The sequence below is a fragment of the Bradyrhizobium sp. RP6 genome (assembly GCF_003837805.1).
Classification (GTDB): domain Bacteria; phylum Pseudomonadota; class Alphaproteobacteria; order Rhizobiales; family Xanthobacteraceae; genus Bradyrhizobium.
In genome coordinates, this window is record NZ_RQIT01000006.1 from 42,564 (window position 1) to 58,334 (window position 15,771).

At 62.9% G+C, this 15,771-nt stretch carries 17 protein-coding genes; 7 read left to right on the plus strand and 10 right to left on the minus strand.

Annotation, left to right across the window (positions count from 1 at the left end; all coding sequences use genetic code 11):
• The first annotated feature begins 13 nt into the window (after positions 1-13).
• Positions 14-2,788 (plus strand): phospholipase D-like domain-containing anti-phage protein, encoded by a 2,775-nt coding sequence (locus EHH60_RS14435; RefSeq protein WP_245454496.1) that lies wholly within the window; start codon positions 14-16, stop codon positions 2,786-2,788.
• A gap of 431 nt (positions 2,789-3,219) precedes the next feature.
• Here EHH60_RS14435 and EHH60_RS14440 read toward each other — a convergent pair whose 3' ends face one another.
• From EHH60_RS14440 to EHH60_RS14455, 4 genes are read right to left on the minus strand one after another with little or no spacing between them, the layout of a single operon-like run.
• Positions 3,220-3,513 carry a hypothetical protein gene (locus EHH60_RS14440; protein ID WP_124160136.1) on the minus strand — a complete coding sequence of 98 codons (294 nt, stop codon included), beginning with the start codon at positions 3,511-3,513 and terminating at the stop codon, positions 3,220-3,222.
• A 22-nt stretch (positions 3,514-3,535) separates the two neighbouring features.
• Positions 3,536-4,342, minus strand: a complete 807-nt coding sequence (locus EHH60_RS14445; protein WP_124160137.1) for an ImmA/IrrE family metallo-endopeptidase — start codon at positions 4,340-4,342, stop codon at positions 3,536-3,538.
• On the minus strand, positions 4,339-4,776 hold the full coding sequence (locus tag EHH60_RS14450) for a hypothetical protein (RefSeq protein ID WP_124160138.1): 438 nt from the start codon (positions 4,774-4,776) through the stop codon (positions 4,339-4,341). The genes EHH60_RS14445 and EHH60_RS14450 overlap by 4 nt, the downstream gene beginning before the upstream one ends.
• The gene (locus EHH60_RS14455) at positions 4,766-5,368 is read right to left on the minus strand and encodes a hypothetical protein (protein ID WP_124160139.1); all 603 of its coding nucleotides are present in this window, start codon (positions 5,366-5,368) and stop codon (positions 4,766-4,768) included. The genes EHH60_RS14450 and EHH60_RS14455 overlap by 11 nt, the downstream gene beginning before the upstream one ends.
• A gap of 167 nt (positions 5,369-5,535) precedes the next feature.
• Between EHH60_RS14455 and mblB the strand changes: the two genes are divergently transcribed.
• From mblB to EHH60_RS14470, 3 genes are read left to right on the plus strand one after another with little or no spacing between them, the layout of a single operon-like run.
• A complete protein-coding gene (mblB, locus tag EHH60_RS14460) occupies positions 5,536-6,666 on the plus strand; it encodes an anti-phage 6A-MBL system MBL-fold protein (RefSeq protein ID WP_124160140.1) in 1,131 nt (376 codons plus the stop codon).
• A 1-nt stretch (position 6,667) separates the two neighbouring features.
• Positions 6,668-8,947 carry an anti-phage 6A-MBL system cap2_3 protein gene (gene cap2-3 / locus EHH60_RS14465; RefSeq protein WP_124160141.1) on the plus strand — a complete coding sequence of 760 codons (2,280 nt, stop codon included), beginning with the start codon at positions 6,668-6,670 and terminating at the stop codon, positions 8,945-8,947.
• The gene (locus tag EHH60_RS14470) at positions 8,940-10,199 is read left to right on the plus strand and encodes a patatin-like phospholipase family protein (protein WP_124160142.1); all 1,260 of its coding nucleotides are present in this window, start codon (positions 8,940-8,942) and stop codon (positions 10,197-10,199) included. Before cap2-3 ends, EHH60_RS14470 begins: the two co-directional genes overlap by 8 nt.
• Before the next feature lies 1 nt (position 10,200).
• Here the strand turns inward: EHH60_RS14470 and EHH60_RS14475 are convergent, their stop codons facing one another.
• A complete protein-coding gene (locus EHH60_RS14475; RefSeq protein ID WP_124160143.1) occupies positions 10,201-10,524 on the minus strand; it encodes a hypothetical protein in 324 nt (107 codons plus the stop codon).
• A 368-nt stretch (positions 10,525-10,892) separates the two neighbouring features.
• Between EHH60_RS14475 and EHH60_RS14480 the strand changes: the two genes are divergently transcribed.
• On the plus strand, positions 10,893-11,510 hold the full coding sequence (locus EHH60_RS14480; RefSeq protein ID WP_199751468.1) for a hypothetical protein: 618 nt from the start codon (positions 10,893-10,895) through the stop codon (positions 11,508-11,510).
• On the opposite strand, the gene EHH60_RS38045 is transcribed toward EHH60_RS14480, so the two are convergent.
• The 3 genes from EHH60_RS38045 to EHH60_RS14500 form a co-directional block, all read right to left on the minus strand.
• On the minus strand, positions 11,417-11,629 hold the full coding sequence (locus EHH60_RS38045) for a hypothetical protein (protein ID WP_124160332.1): 213 nt from the start codon (positions 11,627-11,629) through the stop codon (positions 11,417-11,419). The genes EHH60_RS14480 and EHH60_RS38045 overlap by 94 nt on opposite strands.
• 291 nt (positions 11,630-11,920) lie before the next feature.
• Positions 11,921-12,169 carry a hypothetical protein gene (locus EHH60_RS14495; RefSeq protein ID WP_124160144.1) on the minus strand — a complete coding sequence of 83 codons (249 nt, stop codon included), beginning with the start codon at positions 12,167-12,169 and terminating at the stop codon, positions 11,921-11,923.
• A complete protein-coding gene (locus tag EHH60_RS14500) occupies positions 12,162-12,392 on the minus strand; it encodes a hypothetical protein (RefSeq protein ID WP_124160145.1) in 231 nt (76 codons plus the stop codon). Before EHH60_RS14500 ends, EHH60_RS14495 begins: the two co-directional genes overlap by 8 nt.
• A gap of 168 nt (positions 12,393-12,560) precedes the next feature.
• Between EHH60_RS14500 and ku the strand changes: the two genes are divergently transcribed.
• Positions 12,561-13,490, plus strand: a complete 930-nt coding sequence (ku, locus tag EHH60_RS14505; RefSeq protein WP_124160146.1) for a non-homologous end joining protein Ku — start codon at positions 12,561-12,563, stop codon at positions 13,488-13,490.
• A 226-nt stretch (positions 13,491-13,716) separates the two neighbouring features.
• Positions 13,717-14,556, plus strand: a complete 840-nt coding sequence (locus tag EHH60_RS14510) for an adenylate/guanylate cyclase domain-containing protein (RefSeq protein WP_199751469.1) — start codon at positions 13,717-13,719, stop codon at positions 14,554-14,556.
• A gap of 71 nt (positions 14,557-14,627) precedes the next feature.
• Here EHH60_RS14510 and EHH60_RS38050 read toward each other — a convergent pair whose 3' ends face one another.
• Both EHH60_RS38050 and EHH60_RS14520 read right to left on the minus strand, forming a co-directional pair.
• A complete protein-coding gene (locus EHH60_RS38050; protein WP_124160147.1) occupies positions 14,628-14,906 on the minus strand; it encodes a hypothetical protein in 279 nt (92 codons plus the stop codon).
• Between the two features lie 127 nt (positions 14,907-15,033).
• Positions 15,034-15,762, minus strand: a complete 729-nt coding sequence (locus EHH60_RS14520) for an SOS response-associated peptidase (protein ID WP_124160148.1) — start codon at positions 15,760-15,762, stop codon at positions 15,034-15,036.
• Positions 15,763-15,771 lie beyond the last annotated feature (9 nt).

The window sequence follows — 15,771 nt, forward strand, 5'->3', positions numbered from 1 at the left end:
TGGAAAGATGGAGATGGAGGTGCCTGGCCGCTCGACCAGCCTTGTCGGGGGCGGCAACCTGCAGCGCTTCTCGTCCCGGCTTCACCGGCTCTCCCACGTCTACCTGAAGGACCAGCTTCAGGGCGCCTCGGAGTATCTCCGGATCGCCGGCTACTTCCGGTCGTCGATCTTCGACCTGATCAACGAGGAAATCGAGACGATCGGCAAGGTCAGAATTGTCTGCAACTCGGACCTCGATCAGTTCGATATCGACGCCGCCCAGAAGGCGCGCGAGCAGCTCCTCAAGGAGAAGTGGAACGAGGTCGACGACGCCGTCGAGAGCTTCTTCCGTCGCCCCCGCTATAAACGGCTCTATGAGATCCTGACGCGTGGCAACGTCGAGATCAGGGTGGTCTCGCGGCGGGACGCCCCCTTCGTCCACGGCAAGGCCGGCGTCATCCGCCGCCCGGACGGCGCCGCGTCGGCCTTCATGGGCAGCCTCAACGAGACCCGGGAAGGCTGGTCGAGCAACTACGAAATGGTCTGGGAGGACACTTCCGCCGACGGCGTGGCCTGGGTGGAGGAGGAGTTCGAGGCCCTCTGGGGACGGGGGAAGCCGCTTCCAGATGCGATCGTCGAGGAGATCGGCCGCAGCGCGCGGCGCGTGGAGGTCCAGCTCGATGACCTGAAGCCAGAGGAGGTGGCCCCGGCCGCTCTCGTCGAAGCGGACATCTACCGGAAGGGCGAAGAGCTCATGCCATGGCAGCGGGCCTTCGTCAGCCTATTTCTGGAGCACAGGGAGACCTACGGCGACGTCAGACTGCTGCTGGCCGACGAGGTCGGGGTCGGGAAGACGCTGTCGCTCGCCGGCGCCGCCCTTGTCTCGGCACTCCTAGGGGACGGGCCCGTGCTGATCCTGTGCCCCGCGACCCTCACCACCCAGTGGCAGATCGAACTCAAGGACAAACTCAACATCCCGTCGGCGGTCTGGTTGTCCTCGGAAAAGGCCTGGCGCTTGGATCCAGACGAGATTCCGATGCCGTCGATCGGTCCGGAGGGTGTGACCAAGTGCCCGCGTCAGATCGCGCTGGTCTCGACGGGCCTGATCTTTCACAGCACCGAGGAGCGCCGGCTGCTGATGTCGAAAGCCTTCGGCATGGTCATCCTGGACGAGGCGCACCGTGCGCGCGGCAAGGACGACATGGATACCGACGAGCGGACGCCGAACAACCTGCTCTCCTTCATGCACGAAATCGCGAAGAGGGCACGCCACGTGCTGCTCGGCACCGCTACCCCGATCCAAACCGACGTGGATGACCTCTGGGATCTCCTGAAGGTCCTCGGCATGGGCGCCGAGTACGTCCTGGGCGATGCCTGGAGCGATTGGCGATCCGCCGAGAAGAGCGTCCCTGTCATCAGTGGCAAGCGGCAAGTCACAGAGGAACGCGAGGCTTGGGGTCTCTTCCGGAACCCGCTCCCCGCAGCGGCCGAGAGCGAGGTAATCTTCGGGCTGATGCGCGACGCGGTCGGCCTCCCCAAGAACCGCTTCGTCTCATCGGTCGCGTTCAGCGACATCGACGACCAGTTCTGCCGTGACCAGTTCATAGACGATGTCCTGACTCCGCGAAGCTCCCTGGGGTTCTTCCAGCGCAACAACCCCGTCGTCCGGCACGTCGTGCTGCGCAAACGGTCGACGCTCGAGGATCTCGGGCTCATCCCCAAGATTCCCGTGGACATCCACCCGCTGCCGGGCGCCCACATGCCGCCGATGTTCGACGGGCTGGGGCTCCGGACTTCGAGCTCATTCGACGCGGCCTACCAGGCCGCGGAGAAGTTCACCCAAGCCCTCAGCAAGAGGAAGAAGTCGGCCGGTTTCATGCGAAGCCTGATGTTGCAGCGGCTGTGCTCCAGCTATGCCAGCGGCCTGGCTACGGCCGAAAAGCTCCTTTCCGGCCGCGTGCTGGACGACGAGGAGATGCAACTGGAGCTCGGCGATGAGAACCTGGATTTCGTGGGCGAGGAGGTCCGGCAGCTTCAGGCGATCATCGACGTCCTGTCGCCGCACCCGACAGACCCGAAGCTCGATGCGGTCCTGCACTATCTTCTGGAGCGACCGGACCCCTGGCTGCCGAAGGGCTGCATCGTCTTCAGTCAGTATTTCGACACGGCGAAATGGGTGGGTGAGGCGCTGACGCAGCGGATCCCGGGCGAGCCGATCGCGGTTTACGCCGGCGCCGGCAAGTCCGGTATGTACATCAGCGGCGAATGGAAAAGCGTTGAGCGCGAGCAGATCAAGCGCGCCGTGAGGGACCGGACGATCAGGCTGGTGGTTGCGACCGACGCGGCTTGCGAAGGCCTAAACCTGCAGACGCTCGGCACCCTCATCAACATCGACCTGCCATGGAATCCTTCGCGGCTGGAGCAGCGGATCGGCCGCATCAAGCGCTTCGGGCAGCGTCGGGATCGCGTCGACATGCTCAACCTGCTCTACCACGGCGTCGCGCAGCAGACGGTCGACGAGAAGGTCTACGCCAAGCTCTCCGAGCGAATGCGGAACCGCTTCGACATATTCGGTACGCTACCGGACGTCATCGACGACGACTGGATCGAAGATGAGGAAGAGCTTGAGGAGCGACTCAGGGAATACACGGAGCGCCGAACCAGGGCGAACGCGTTTGACCTCAGGTACGCTGGCGACGTGACGCCGAAGGGCGACCGATGGGAGCTTTGCGAGAAAGTCTTGGCTCGCCACGACGTGAAGCAGCGGCTGTCGCGGGGGTGGGGCGAGCGGGAGCGTTCTGAGCAGTAGGAGCTGGCATGACAACCTGGGGAGAGCCATGAGCAGGAAGGGGCACTACAGCGGAGGCAGCACGATCATTCACCCAAGGAATTCATCTTGGTTCGGCAAGAAGCTGCCCAAATGGGCCAAACAAAAGCAAACTGCTAGGGCTCCCAACCCACCGTTGTCACTGGTGGAGAGAGCCGCTCTTCAGGCGTTGAAGCAAGACAGCGAGTCCGGCAGCAGGATAGTCCGGAATGGTGAGAATCAGGGGTCTAGGCGAACACACAAGGCCAATGCCTCCAATCCAAAGCCCTTAGTCATCAAGCCGGAGGAGTCACGGCCCAATCGAGGGGTCACCGAAGTCCAACAGGCGCAGCGGAAGGGGCGATCAAGGAAGGTTACCGTCGCATTCGCGCCGAAGGTCCGTCCGAAGCCTCGCTGAACCGCCCGTCCTCTCGTCAGACTGCCGGGATTTCGGCGCATCTTTGGCGAGCGTAGTCCCAAGCGGAAAACTTGATCGTTGCATCCCCCGGGCCGTCCGGGACGATAAAGGGGTCCTCACCGAACAACGTGTAGCTCTCGAAGAGGGCATCAGCCGTCATCCCCGGCTTGAAGGCGTCGGTGAGGTACTCGTCCACTATTGATCGACAGGCGGCGACTGCTTCCTCGGGCGTGGCGAAGACGCCGTGCTTAACGCGCTCGGATTCGTCTTGATAGTGGAAGTTGTCGTCGATGAGAACTTGGTAGCGCATCTGATTTCCGTTGCGAAGCGGTCTAGCGACGGCGGTACGACCAGGAGGTATCTTGCTCCTCCATCATATCGCCGTCCGTAAAGGTCAGCAGCGTCAGTATCTCGTTGTTCGGCAGCGGAAACGTGTGCTCCAGCAATTCATATCGTTCCGCCTCCCGGCGGTCGAACCATGCGTCGGCGCCTATTTTGCGGGGATGGGTCTGCTCGACTCTGGATCCGAACAACGTGTCGAACGCATAGCTGTCACGATCTAGGTCGTCTTGAGGAAACCAGCGGTCCGGCACGCATGGGGGGCGCAAGAACCATCGCCTTCCCTTTTCGCCGTGACACACCAGCATGGCGTGGAAACGGTTACTCTGGATCAAACGGATTGCCGTGGCTGTCCTACTCGCCTTGAAGGCATTGGCAATCTCGGTGACCGTCTTCAGGTTCAACGCCCTGAACTGCGTCAAGATCGGCATCAAGATATAGCCCGGGAGGAGCAGCTCCGAGGCAAATTGGTCCGCAACGAACTCCGGACTGAAAGCGCCCTTTCTGAAGCCGCCAAAGCTGCCGATATCGGTCGCTCGGCAGACGAGAAGCTGACCGCGATGATGGGTCCAATGCCCGATTTCATGCGCTACGGAGAAGCGTTGGCGCCGGGGCATTTTGGTGCAGTCGACCGTGATGATCGCCCTGTCTGCGCAACCGCAGATTCTGGCCTCGCAAGACTTCAGAGGCCTGTATTTGACTTTGGCGCCAAGGCTCCAGGCTACAGCCTCTAAATCGATATCCTGCGGCTCTTCGATTCCAAGAGATCGCAGTAAGCGCTCTGGCGCCGAGTAGCTCATCCAGAATTCTCGTCGTTCTCTGTTCTTTTTATGGCGCCTAGTTCGATGAAATCTTCCAGTATTCCATCGTCATCCTCAACCTCGCCAGATTGATTACGCGCGGCCATTGTCAATTTGCTTGCTGCGTCACGATTTCGCGAAAGTATTCCCTGCAACTCGGAGCGTGCCGCCTTGGCGTTGATGGGCACCACCCTTCTTTTTGCGTCGGACGCCATCTCCTCGCGAATGCGCTGAAGCTTGACCTTTCCCGCTGCGAGCACCGCTCGCTCAAATGCTTCTCGGCCGGTCGCCCCGACCGCGGCAACGTCGATGCCATCTTCCATCGCTTCGGCGAGCAACTCGTCATCTGAGATGGCGAACAGATCGTTCATGACCAGGTCGTCCATGCGGGCCAACTTAGCCTTGGCTTTGTTGTTAATGCCGTCATCGGACATGGGGATTCCTTTCGGCATAGCTGTTCAGTCGCCGTCTGAGGAGCCGGCGTTTCGAATCGAACTCCTTTTCCGAAAGACCGAGAAGCTCACGAAGTTCCTGGCCTTCCATTCCCTCCAGAGAACCCTCGAACAGGGTCTCGCACGTCGTGTCGCCGTCGAACAGCGCGATCACCTCAGCAAGGAGCTTCTGGGCCTCCAGCGTGGAGGCCGCCGGGTCACTCGGCCTGCTGATGTCGATAAGCCCGGCTGGGCTGCTCTGCTCCGCCTCAATCGCGTCCGTCAGCGGAGCGTGGCCGTCGAGTTCGTTGCGTTCCGACGCGATGCTGCGGATCGCGTTGCCGAGGAACGTCGGTACTGCGACATGCCTCGGGCACTTGCGGTCCCCAGCCAGGCTACGCATCAGGGCTTCGTTCTGAAGCTCTTCCCAGTCGCGCCCGCAGCGTTTGGCGAAATACATGGCGGCTTTCTTGACCCGTAACCAGTCCAGATCGCTAAAGGCGGAGATGACGAGCCGGATCTCGTCCGGCGAAAGGATTTCGCCGGCGACATCGGTTTCGCCGTCATTAGCGTCCTGCGGAGCCGAAGTCGGCATTTGGGTTCCTGCGATCGACATTGGCTTAGGCGCAGCGAAAGGCGTGACGCGGACAAAGATTCTCTATGTCAGAGACGAAGAATCGGCTGTCCGCGTCACGCCGGTCGGCGCGCCTAAGGAGATGATGCCACATCTCTAACCCCCGGCAAGGCCGGACAGGAGCTCAAATGACTGCCAAGATGACGTTTTTCCCGATCGGCAATGCCGACACCACCCTGATCGACCTGGCCAACGGCCAGACTGTGTTGGTCGATTACGCCAACATGCGGACCCCGGGTGATGATTCCGACCCGCGGTGCGATCTGCCGGCCGTTTTGAAGCAGGCGCTCGATGACGCGGGGCGCGACTACTACGATGTCGCTTGCTTCACCCACCTCGACACCGATCACATCAAGGGGGCGTCCGAATTCTTCTGGTTTCGTCACGGGGCCAAATACCAGTCCAAAGATCGCATAAAGATGAACGAAATGTGGGTCCCCGCCGCAGTGATCACCGAAGAAGGCTGCGACGGCGACGCGCGCATCATCCGCCAGGAAGCGCGATACCGGCTTGAGAAGGGCAAGGGTATCAAGGTCTTCTCCCGTCCGGAGCGCCTGCACGACTTCCTTGCAGCCCGCGGTCTGAAGGTGGCGGACCGTGCACACTGCATCGTCGATGCCGGCCAGCTTGTGCCCGGCTTCAGCAAGGCCGGCAGCGCCAAGGCCGAGTTCTTCGTGCACTCGCCGTTTGCATGGCGGGTCAACGAGCGCGAAGTCGAAGACCGCAACCAGGACTCGATCGTTTTCCAGGTGACGTTCAACGAGGGCGGCAACGACACCTATGCGATCTGCGGCTCCGACGTCGACTACGACACGCTGTCGAAGATCGTTCAGACCACCAAACGGCATGGGCACGAAAGCCGGTTGCTGTGGGACATCCTGAAGCTCTTTCATCACTGCTCCTATCTGTCGCTGAGCTCCGATCGCGGGGTCGACGAAACGGTCCCAGTGCCAGACGTGCAGTGGTTGTTCGAAACGCAGGGGCGGGATGTTTGCGTCATCGTCTCGCCGAGCGACCCGATCCCCACGAAAGGGTCCAAGGAAGACGAGAGCGTGCAGCCGCCCCACCGCCAGGCGGCGAACTATTACCGTCGGGTGCTCGACGCCAAGGACGGCGAGTTCAAGGTCACCATGGAGAGTCCGAACAGGACTTCGCCCAAGCCGATCGTGATCGAAATCACCAGCCGAGGGATCCGGCTCGAAGTTGTGGCGCCGACGGTCATCGGGACGATCACATCCACCTCGGCCCGGGCCGGCTGACATGCTGCATCCTTGGCTGCAAAACTGGGGAGAGCCGTGCGACCCCCCGGCTCTCCAAAACACCCTGGCCGTTAGCCTGGTGGGATTTGCCGCTGGGTACGCAGAGGGTGTCGCCGAGATCGTCGGAGCACGCCGCAATGGCCCCTCCGAGCTTCTGGTGGTTGCCGTCCAGACCGGCCGGCCGCAGCGCCCGGCCTATCCCCTGCTCAAGGTGGAGACGGTCGGGGTCCTGTTCCCCGGTGAGGGCGTCGCGCCCATCGTGCTCGCGCTGAGGTCCGATTTTCCCGACACCCCGCACCAAAATTGGGTCCCTGCGGAAATTCCCGCCTGCATCTGCATCGATGACCGTCCCTGGGTGGAGGCAAGGCAGACCTACACCTCCGGTCAACTGCTTTTCAGGATCGTCAGTTGGTTCAAGCGCGCCGGAATGGGCGAGCTCCACGACGTCGGCCGCGCTCCGGACCCATTCTTCACCGGGCAATGCTTCGAGCTCATCGTGCCGCGGGCGGTATTGACGCCGACGGCGGCGGAACAGCCCGACCTGGTCGGCTTCATCAACTCGATGCGCGGGCGACCGGTCGTGATAGCGCAGGTCTATTCGCCGGAGCGCCACAAGGCGGTCCAGAGCGGCGGCATCGTCGTGAGCTCATATTCTCTTCCCGCGCAGCACATGCGACGGCTCCGACACGTTCCGGCCAATCTCGCGGAGCTCTGCGCCGAGCTCTCGGGCCAGGGAATCGATCTCGCCGCGGATCTGTCCGCCAAGATCGACGTGTGGGCTGGCATAGACAGGCGTGACGCTTTCCGCCTCGCGTCGCAGCTCGCCGTGGTCGTCACCGTTCCCATGCTGGACCCCAACAGCGGCGAGATCAGCCGCGCCGACCACGTTGCGCTGGTGACGCAACGGTCCGTGGGGGTGATCGGCGTGGCTCTTGGGCGCCTGTATGGGAATGAATCCGAAGTGGGCAATCCTGCCGGCTTCGTCCGTCGAATACCCCCGGCGGCAGCGAACGAAGAGATGCTCCGGTCGATACCGCTTCTGACCGCGTCTGTGCACGCGGAGTTTGACCAACAGTTGGCTGCGACGATGTCGGGTCTGGGAGAACCAGATATCCGCAAGGCCGTCATGGTCGGCGCAGGAGCGATCGGTTCGGGCTTGTCCGAAATGCTGGTCCGCGAGGGGCGGTTCGCCTGGACCATTGTGGACTCCGACCACCTGCTGCCGCACAATCTCGCCCGCCACACCCTGGGTCTTAATTCATACGGAGCCTTCAAAGCACAGCATGTCGCTGGACGCCTGGAATCGATAAGAGCGGGTATCGGCACCAAGGCCATCGTCGCAGATTTCCTGGAGCCGCACGAAGCCGAACTGACCCAGGCGCTCGAGGCGACCGACGTCATCATCGACACCTCCGCCTCGGTTCCGGTGGCGCGGGCCATCTCGGACCTCGGCGTGAACGCGCGTCGTGCGAGCGCGTTCTTCAATCCCGCAGGCAATGCGTCGGTTTTGATGGTTCAGGACCGCGCGGGCGAGTTCGATTTGCGTGCCCTAGAGGCCGCCTACTATGGCGAGGTCCTGACGAATCCGAATCTGGTCGATCATCTTGCTCAGTCCGCGAGCACGATCGTCTATGCGGGAGCCTGCCGTTCGGTGACGAACCGCATTCCGGCATCGCGCGCGGCCACCTTGACCGGGCTGACCGCGACGGCCCTCTCGACCGTCCTGGACCGAGATGACGCACTGATGCGCATTTGGTCCATGTCCGAAACTGGCACGGTCCATGTCGCAACGCCGGTTCTCGAGCCGCCGACGCGACATCGCTCGCTCTGGGACGTGTACGTCAGCCCCAAGGTCGAGCGCCGGCTCATGGAGATGCGCGCGGCGAAGCTCCCCAGCGAGACGGGCGGCGTGCTGATGGGCGTCATCGACGTCTTCGCCAAGCGTATCGACGTGGTGGATGCGTGGGACGCGCCGCGAGGCAGCCGCGGGTCGCCAGCGTTTTTCGAGAGGGGTACCGGCGGCCTCAAGGAGCGGGTCTTCGCGGCCATGGCGCAGACGCTTGATCAGGTGCGCTACATCGGAGAATGGCATTCTCATCCCCGCGACTACCCGACGGATCCCAGCGATGTCGATCTGACGCAGATCCTGTGGCTGACCAAGAGCCTCGCCTCTGACGGCTGCCCGGCATTGATGATCATCGTCGGGGATGACGGGATCCGCGTCTGCATGGGGGCGACGCTCGAAGCGCTCGAAGCCGAGTTGAGCAGGCGCAATGGCTGAGGTCACGATCTCCACACCCGTCGGCGCTGACGCGGCCGGCCCCGACTTCCTCGGGGCCGGCAAGTTGGAGGACGGCATCGGGCTCTGCCTATCCGGTGGCGGATTCCGAGCCATGTTGTTTCATCTCGGCGCCTTCGTGCGTCTGAACGAACTCGGGTTGCTGCCGCGCCTCGTTCGCATCGCCAGCGTCTCCGGCGGGTCGATCGCAGCCGGTGCGTTGGCGGTCGCCTGGAAGCGCCTGAACTTCGACGAGGCGGGCGTGGCGGTCAATCTGGACCAGCTCGTTGCCGCTCCACTGATCGCGCTCGCTCAAAAGCGAGTCGACGTTCCAGCGATCGGCGCTGGGCTTCTACCCTTCTTGAGTGCGGCGAACCTGGCTGCGCGGGTCTACGATAGGTCGCTCTTCCATGAGGCAACCCTTCAGGACCTGCCGGATTCACCGCGATTCTCGTTCACCGCAACCAGCCTCCAAACCGGCACGCTGTGGCGCTTTGCGAAGGAATACGCCGCCGATTGGAGAGTGGGGCGGTGGGACAAACCCAGCCTGAAGGTCTCGATAGCGGTGGGGGCTTCGGCAGCGTTTCCGCCATATCTGTCTCCACTCTACGTAAAACCGCCACAGGATCTGATCGTTGCGACTGAAGGGGCCGATCTTTCCGGAGAGAATTTCTCTCGAAGCCTTTGCCTGACGGACGGAGGAATCTACGACAATCTCGGGCTCGAGCCGGTCTGGAAGCGGTATCGCACAATTCTGGTCAGCGATGGCGGGGCGCTGACTTCCGGCCTACCTTCGCCGAGATCCAATTGGCTGTCGCAAGCCGTCCGCACGACGAACATCGCGCTCCAGCAGGGCATCAACATGAGGAGGCGTATGCTGCGCGGACTTCACGCCAGTGGCGCCCGAAACGTCGTTTACTGGGGTATCAACGATCCGGTCGCCGCTTACAACGTCGGCAATCCTCTAGATTTCACCAAGGCCGACAGTGACATAGCCGCGGCCGCGCCAACCAGGCTCACGCGGTATCCGACCGATACTCAAAAGCTGATCGTGCGCGCCGGGTATGCGCATGCGGATGCGGCGCTTCGCGCCAGCTCTTTGAGAGACTTGATGACCCATTCAGCCGATTTCAGTAGACTGATGGCGATAACCTCCGCAATTGGTGCCTCGTCACCATCGCTAGGAACCAAAAAGGGTGATCGGCCGCGCTATGCTTCAGAGGCTCGGCCAGCACATGGCAACGAAGTCGATTGACCTAGGCTTTTTTCGAAGTCGGCGACGCCACAAGCGCCGTCGCCTCCGAGATGCGGCGCGTCTGCTTTCTCAGCTCCTCCGTCCCAATGTCGACGGCGATCGCCGCCAAACGGTAGGTGCCCCCAATCATGCGGATGACTTCGTCGGGTGTGATTTCATCCTTGCTGCGCGGCGCGATCGGTGGGGCGCCGACGACCACTCCGGTCTTAACGTCAGTGCACAAGGCTCTTGCCGACTCTTGTGCATCCTCGGGGTCCAAAATCGCGATATCGCAATCCCGGTAGGGTGATTGAGGGGCGCTGACGCGCATCGGGGCAGTGGCCATGGTCTCTCCAGGCGCCCACCTCGGGACGAGCGACGTCGTCCCCTGTAGGCAAGGGTGTTATCGCGGGCAGGTGTGCTCGCGTGTTTTCGGTGAGATCAGAAGATGGTCCTGAATCTGCGCTGAAGCGCGCGGTCCCTAGATTAAGGACTGTACGGGACCTGGTGCGGGACGTGCGAAGAGGGCGTGAATGGTGATGCTCATAAACTGATGATAATTCGAATCCTTGAATCGTCCGTCCGGGAGATTGCTAAATTTTGACTGATCGGATTTCGATTGTAGTCCGCTGTGCGCGGGCGCCGGCCTAGGTTCGCCGTGGATGTCGGCTCGGCGATTCTCGCCGTCCCCTCGGAGCGAAGGAGATCGCCACGATGGTTGAGGAGCCGAAGTCATTGAAAGCTGTGAAGCGAAAGCGGCGCCGCAAGCGGATCGAGGAGATCGTCGACTACCTCGTCGAGATCGACGGCTGGGATTGGGGTTACTCGTTTTCGCTAAACAGCGAGCGGCAGCCGATCGATCCCTACCACGAATTCCGCCACCTGCAGGTGAAGGGCCGGCTGAGGACGCCGGCGGGCCTGAGGACCGACAGGGTCGAGATCTCGCTCTTGCCATCTCCCGAGCTTGTGGAAGAGAAGCGCAAGGAGCTGGCGCCGATCGCGCTGGGCTCGCTCAGCCTCGGTCCGGACGGCGTGCTGGGAAACATCGGCATTCCCTGGGATGCCCTGACGCCGATCCTGCAGATGCTGATCGCCGGCCGCTTCAAGTTCGTCCTGATGCGCGGCACGCGGTTTCGGCACCGGAGCGCGAAACTGAACAGCCTACGGCTCGAGACCAAGCTGACCGAGGACGATCCGTTGCCGGAAGAGTGGGCGGGCGGCGTCCCTGCCGCGAGCCCTCAGGCTTCGCCTGGTCCGGAGAAGATCGATGCCGGCGGCGTCGTGCGCGGTGTTGGCAAGGGACGCTCGGTCGCAGCGGGGCGGGAGGTCTGACCGCCCTTCGCGTCGTATCGCTTGGCGAGGTCGAGCAGGCGCCGCCTGGTGAACGGGTCGGCCTTCTCGGCGATGTTTCGGACCCGATGGGCGAGACCCTGATAGAATTCCTGCTCCATGACGCCACCCCGCAGCACGCTGAACCGGCGCAGTTGAGTATTCCACGTCCGGCAAGTCAAGGTGAGGGCGGTCGCCCCGTCGGCCCCTCGGCAGGTGGACGTCAGGCGGACGCCGCCCTCCGGAGAGCGTCCCGTCCGCGGCAAAGGTCATCGACCTTCGCCCGCATCCGCGTGAGCAAGAACTCGGCCGAGGGGGTCGCGACGCCGGCCCGCTGCAGCATCTGGATCTCGCGTTCCTAAGCGCGGATCTGCCCACGCATGCGGGCGATCTCGTTGCGGACCAGTCGAGCTTCATAGGACGCTGAGATCGTCCGGCACGTCGCCGAACTTCCGGATCAGCTTGGCGTCGCTGAAGTCGCCGCTGGAGGGATCCCCCGTCCGCGAGAACGCGATGGCGCCGGCGTGGCCAGGCTTCCGGGACAGGGCCTCGGCCCGCAAGACCGCGGCGTTGGCGCTCAGGCATTCCGCCGGCTCGCCGGCAGCCACGCCGTCGTCGGAGAAAACGAACGGTAGAGCGACGTAGTAGGTCAAGTCAGTCATTTGGGTCACCCCCTCTGTTCGCGCGTCCTGGAAGCCGTCCCCGGGCGTAGCCCGTCGAGACCTTCTTCCGGAGCCCGTCGAGCTGGGCCTCGAGAAAGTCGTTGGCCACGATGAGCGCCTTCACCGCCTCTCGGGCATCGCCGCCGCAGGTCGTGATCGCCTGGTCGGCGGCCGCTTCCAGGTCTCGGACGATGGGCTCTGTCTGGTCGGAGGCAGCTTTCATTCAATTATGTTCCTGTTTCGTTCTAAAGGAGACAAGAGGCCCTCTCCCGAACTCCCATGGCGCGGCAGTCGACGCCGGATGAATCTCGGGGATGGCGACTGGCGTGTCGGAACCAGCCACCCTCGTTCGTCTTGAATCCAGGCCGCCTCGAACCGGAGTTCTGCGTACATGGCCCCCCGAGCCAACTGGAAAGGCTTCCTGCGTCTGTCCCTCGTCACTTGTCCCGTGGCGCTCTATCCGGCCACGTCCGAGTCCGAGAAGATCTCGTTCAACCAGCTGAACCGGCAGACCGGCCACCGGATCAAGTACCTCAAGGTCGATGCCGACACCGGCGACGAGGTGCCGAACGAGGACATCGTCAAGGGCTACCAGCTCGAGAAGGACCAGTTCATCGAGGTGACGAAGGACGAGCTCGAGGAGATCGCGCCGGAGTCGACGCGCACCATCGAGATCGACGAGTTCGTCGACAGGTCCGACATCGACCCACGCTACCTGATCCGGTCCTATTACCTGCGTCCGGACGGCAAGGTCGGCCACGACGCCTTCGCCGTGATCCGGGAGACCATCCGCGAGATGGACAAGGTCGCCATCGGGCGGGTCGTGCTGACCAACCGCGAGCACATCATCGCGCTGGAGCCGATGGACAAGGGCCTCGTTGGCACGCTGCTCCGCTACCCGTACGAGGTGCGCAGCGAGGCTGAGTATTTCGACGAGATCCAGGACGTGAAGGTCACGAAGGACATGCTGGACCTCGCCAAGCACATCGTGAATCAGAAAGCGGGTCGCTTCGATCCTGAGAAATTCGAGGATCACTACGAGAGTGCGCTCGTCGAACTCATCAACCAGAAACGCGCCGGCAAGGTCATCCGTCCGAAAGAGCGGCCGAAGGGCGAGAACGTCGTCGATCTGATGGACGCGTTGCGCAAGAGCGTGGGCGGCGCTACGGCGGAGACGGCGGCGCAGAAGAGGCCCGCCAAGAAGCCTAAGAAGGCGTCGGGCGGTCAGAAGGAAATGCTGATGTCGATCGCCGGCAAGAAGCCGGCGAAGGAGGCCGCCGCGAAGAAGCAGGCGGCTGGGGTGCGGCGGAAATCGGCGTAGAACGCGGGCTCGCTCCGCCGGCCGCTCTCTTTTGATCGAACGCGCAGATCCGACGGTTCCGTTGATCTTCTGTGCGATATGTTCAATAGTTCGCCCAGACCAAGGAAGCAGCGGGGCTGGCCGTGGCCGAACTAGGATTGCCCGAGACGCAATATGCGCAGAGCGGCGATTTTAGCATCGCCTACCAGGTAATGGGTAACGGGCCGATCCGGGTAATGGAGCGTTTTTGGGGAACGTCTTCGCGAGTGATGCCTCGAATCCGGAGGCTGTCGCGCGCATCGCCAAGTTCGAGAAGCTGGCGAGCAGTCCGGGCGCCATCAAGGCCTACATCATCTCGAACCGCCGGATAGACGTCACCGGCATTCTTCCGTGCGTCCGGGCCCCCACGCTGGTACTGCACAGGGCGACTGACAAGCAGGTGCCGGTCGCCCTGGGCCGACGCATGGCGGAGGAAATCCCCGGTGCGAAGTACATCGAATATCCGACCGGAGATCACGCGTTTTGGACCGGAGATAACGAGACGGTGGTCGGCGATATCGAGGAGTTCATCACGGGGCATCGTGATGCCGGAGACACTGACCTGGATCGGATTCTCGCAACCGTCATGTTCACGGACATCGTCGATTCCACGCGACAGGCCGCCGAGATCGGCGACCAGCGGTGGCGGAGCCGTTTGGATCAGCACGACGAGCTCGCGCGTCAATTCATTGAGCGGCACCGAGGCAATCTGGTCAAGACCACCGGTGATGGCGTGCTCGCGACCTTCGACGGGCCGGGCCGGGCCATCCGCTGCGCCCTGTCGTTCAGCAATGCTGCGCGCCAGATCGGTTTGCCGGTGCGGGCTGGTCTGCATACCGGAGAGATCGAGGTGCGGGGGAGTGACATCGGCGGCATCGCGGTTCATGCCGCGGCCCGCGTCATGTCGCAATCCGGGCCTGACGAGGTTCTGGTCTCGCGTGTGGTGACCGATCTCGTCGCCAGCGCCGGGCTGCGCTTCAGCGAGCGCGGTTCATATGAGCTCAAGGGATTGCCGGGCAGGTGGGACTTGTTCGCGGCCAACGGCTAGGCTCGGAAGAGGATTGCCGTCCCGATCTTGTAGGCAAATTGCGCTCGTCTCCTGGCTCGCGGTCGCGCCCTTCAGCAGTCCAGCTCGTCTCCGGATCGGCACTCGGGGCAGGTGTCACCGATCGAATCCAGCACATCCCGGATCTCAGCGACGGCCCCATCTGGTGAGACGTCCGGCGGTGGGTCCCGACGGGCGATGCTAAGGGCTCGTTCGCGGGCGTGCGGGTCGGCTCGGTCCCGCATCCAACCGTGCTCCTCGCATTGGCGGATGGCGCCCGCCTCTTGCAGCACCGAGATGGCCCAGCCGCGCAGCGTCCGGAACGCGGGTCGCCTTTCCTTCAACATTAGCATCGCAATAGCTCCTGCCGAGGCGAATCCTTCCGCCGCCTCGTCGTTCCCGGCGATTAGCGCGGGCCAGGGATTCGCAATTGGGGGACCAAGTCTTGTCCACGTGTTCCGCCCCTGTGCACAAGGTCAATCAGGCGGCCAAAGCGGGATCTTCTTTGTCGCCTGTCGCCACGATCTTCAGCGCTCCGTCAGGGAGTGGACGCTGCAGGGCCTTGGCCTCGTCCCACGGGGCGCGCATCCAGACGTCGTATTCCTCCGTCATAGTGAGGATCACCGGCATGGCTTTCGGGTGGACCCGCTTCACCTCCTCATTGGGCTCGCACGTCAGAAAGCCGAAGACGTCCGCGGTGATCTCGCCTTCCTTCGCCTTGCGGACGCTGGTCCATTTCGTCCAGAGGCCTGCGAACGCGACCAGGGGGCGGCCTTCATCGGGAGCGAACCAGACCGGCACCTTCTTGCCGTCAATGGTGTCGTACTCCGAGAACGAGGTGAATGGCACCAAGCAGCGGTGCTCCGGCCCAAGCCAGCGCTTCCAATGCGCGCTGCTGACGTTGCGGATATTGGTGGTGCCGCCGTCCGGCTCCATCCGGAGCAGCTCCTTGAAGGCTACTGTCTTGCCCTTGGCCTCCAGCTTTTCGGCCCGCTTCTTAGTGGCGTCCAATAGAGCTTTCGAGGAGGATGGCATGCCCCACCGCGCCATGACGATTTCGCGGCCGTCGGCGACATTGCGTACGATCGGCGCGGGATAGTCCGGGAAGATGCCCGGCAGCGATGGCAGGTTGCCGACCTGGCTGTTCAGCGCGCCAAATAGGCGCCGGATCGCGTCGACGTTCTTGGTCATCGAGTAGAGATTGCACATCAGCCGGTC

Excerpts from the sequence above, each read along its gene's own strand:
- EHH60_RS14455 (WP_124160139.1), bottom strand. The coding sequence starts at position 5,368 with ATGCCGACTTCGGCTCCGCAGGACGCTAATGACGGCGAAACCGATGTC.
- mblB (WP_124160140.1), top strand. The coding sequence starts at position 5,536 with ATGACTGCCAAGATGACGTTTTTCCCGATCGGCAATGCCGACACCACC.
- EHH60_RS14520 (WP_124160148.1), bottom strand. The coding sequence starts at position 15,762 with ATGTGCAATCTCTACTCGATGACCAAGAACGTCGACGCGATCCGGCGC.
- EHH60_RS14440 (WP_124160136.1), bottom strand. The coding sequence starts at position 3,513 with ATGCGCTACCAAGTTCTCATCGACGACAACTTCCACTATCAAGACGAA.
- cap2-3 (WP_124160141.1), top strand. The coding sequence starts at position 6,668 with ATGCTGCATCCTTGGCTGCAAAACTGGGGAGAGCCGTGCGACCCCCCG.
- EHH60_RS14445 (WP_124160137.1), bottom strand. The coding sequence starts at position 4,342 with ATGAGCTACTCGGCGCCAGAGCGCTTACTGCGATCTCTTGGAATCGAA.
- EHH60_RS14475 (WP_124160143.1), bottom strand. The coding sequence starts at position 10,524 with ATGGCCACTGCCCCGATGCGCGTCAGCGCCCCTCAATCACCCTACCGG.
- EHH60_RS14495 (WP_124160144.1), bottom strand. The coding sequence starts at position 12,169 with ATGACTGACTTGACCTACTACGTCGCTCTACCGTTCGTTTTCTCCGAC.
- EHH60_RS14450 (WP_124160138.1), bottom strand. The coding sequence starts at position 4,776 with ATGTCCGATGACGGCATTAACAACAAAGCCAAGGCTAAGTTGGCCCGC.
- ku (WP_124160146.1), top strand. The coding sequence starts at position 12,561 with ATGGCCCCCCGAGCCAACTGGAAAGGCTTCCTGCGTCTGTCCCTCGTC.
- EHH60_RS38045 (WP_124160332.1), bottom strand. The coding sequence starts at position 11,629 with ATGGAGCAGGAATTCTATCAGGGTCTCGCCCATCGGGTCCGAAACATC.
- EHH60_RS14500 (WP_124160145.1), bottom strand. The coding sequence starts at position 12,392 with ATGAAAGCTGCCTCCGACCAGACAGAGCCCATCGTCCGAGACCTGGAA.
- EHH60_RS14480 (WP_199751468.1), top strand. The coding sequence starts at position 10,893 with ATGGTTGAGGAGCCGAAGTCATTGAAAGCTGTGAAGCGAAAGCGGCGC.
- EHH60_RS14435 (WP_245454496.1), top strand. The coding sequence starts at position 14 with ATGGAGGTGCCTGGCCGCTCGACCAGCCTTGTCGGGGGCGGCAACCTG.
- EHH60_RS14470 (WP_124160142.1), top strand. The coding sequence starts at position 8,940 with ATGGCTGAGGTCACGATCTCCACACCCGTCGGCGCTGACGCGGCCGGC.
- EHH60_RS38050 (WP_124160147.1), bottom strand. The coding sequence starts at position 14,906 with ATGCTAATGTTGAAGGAAAGGCGACCCGCGTTCCGGACGCTGCGCGGC.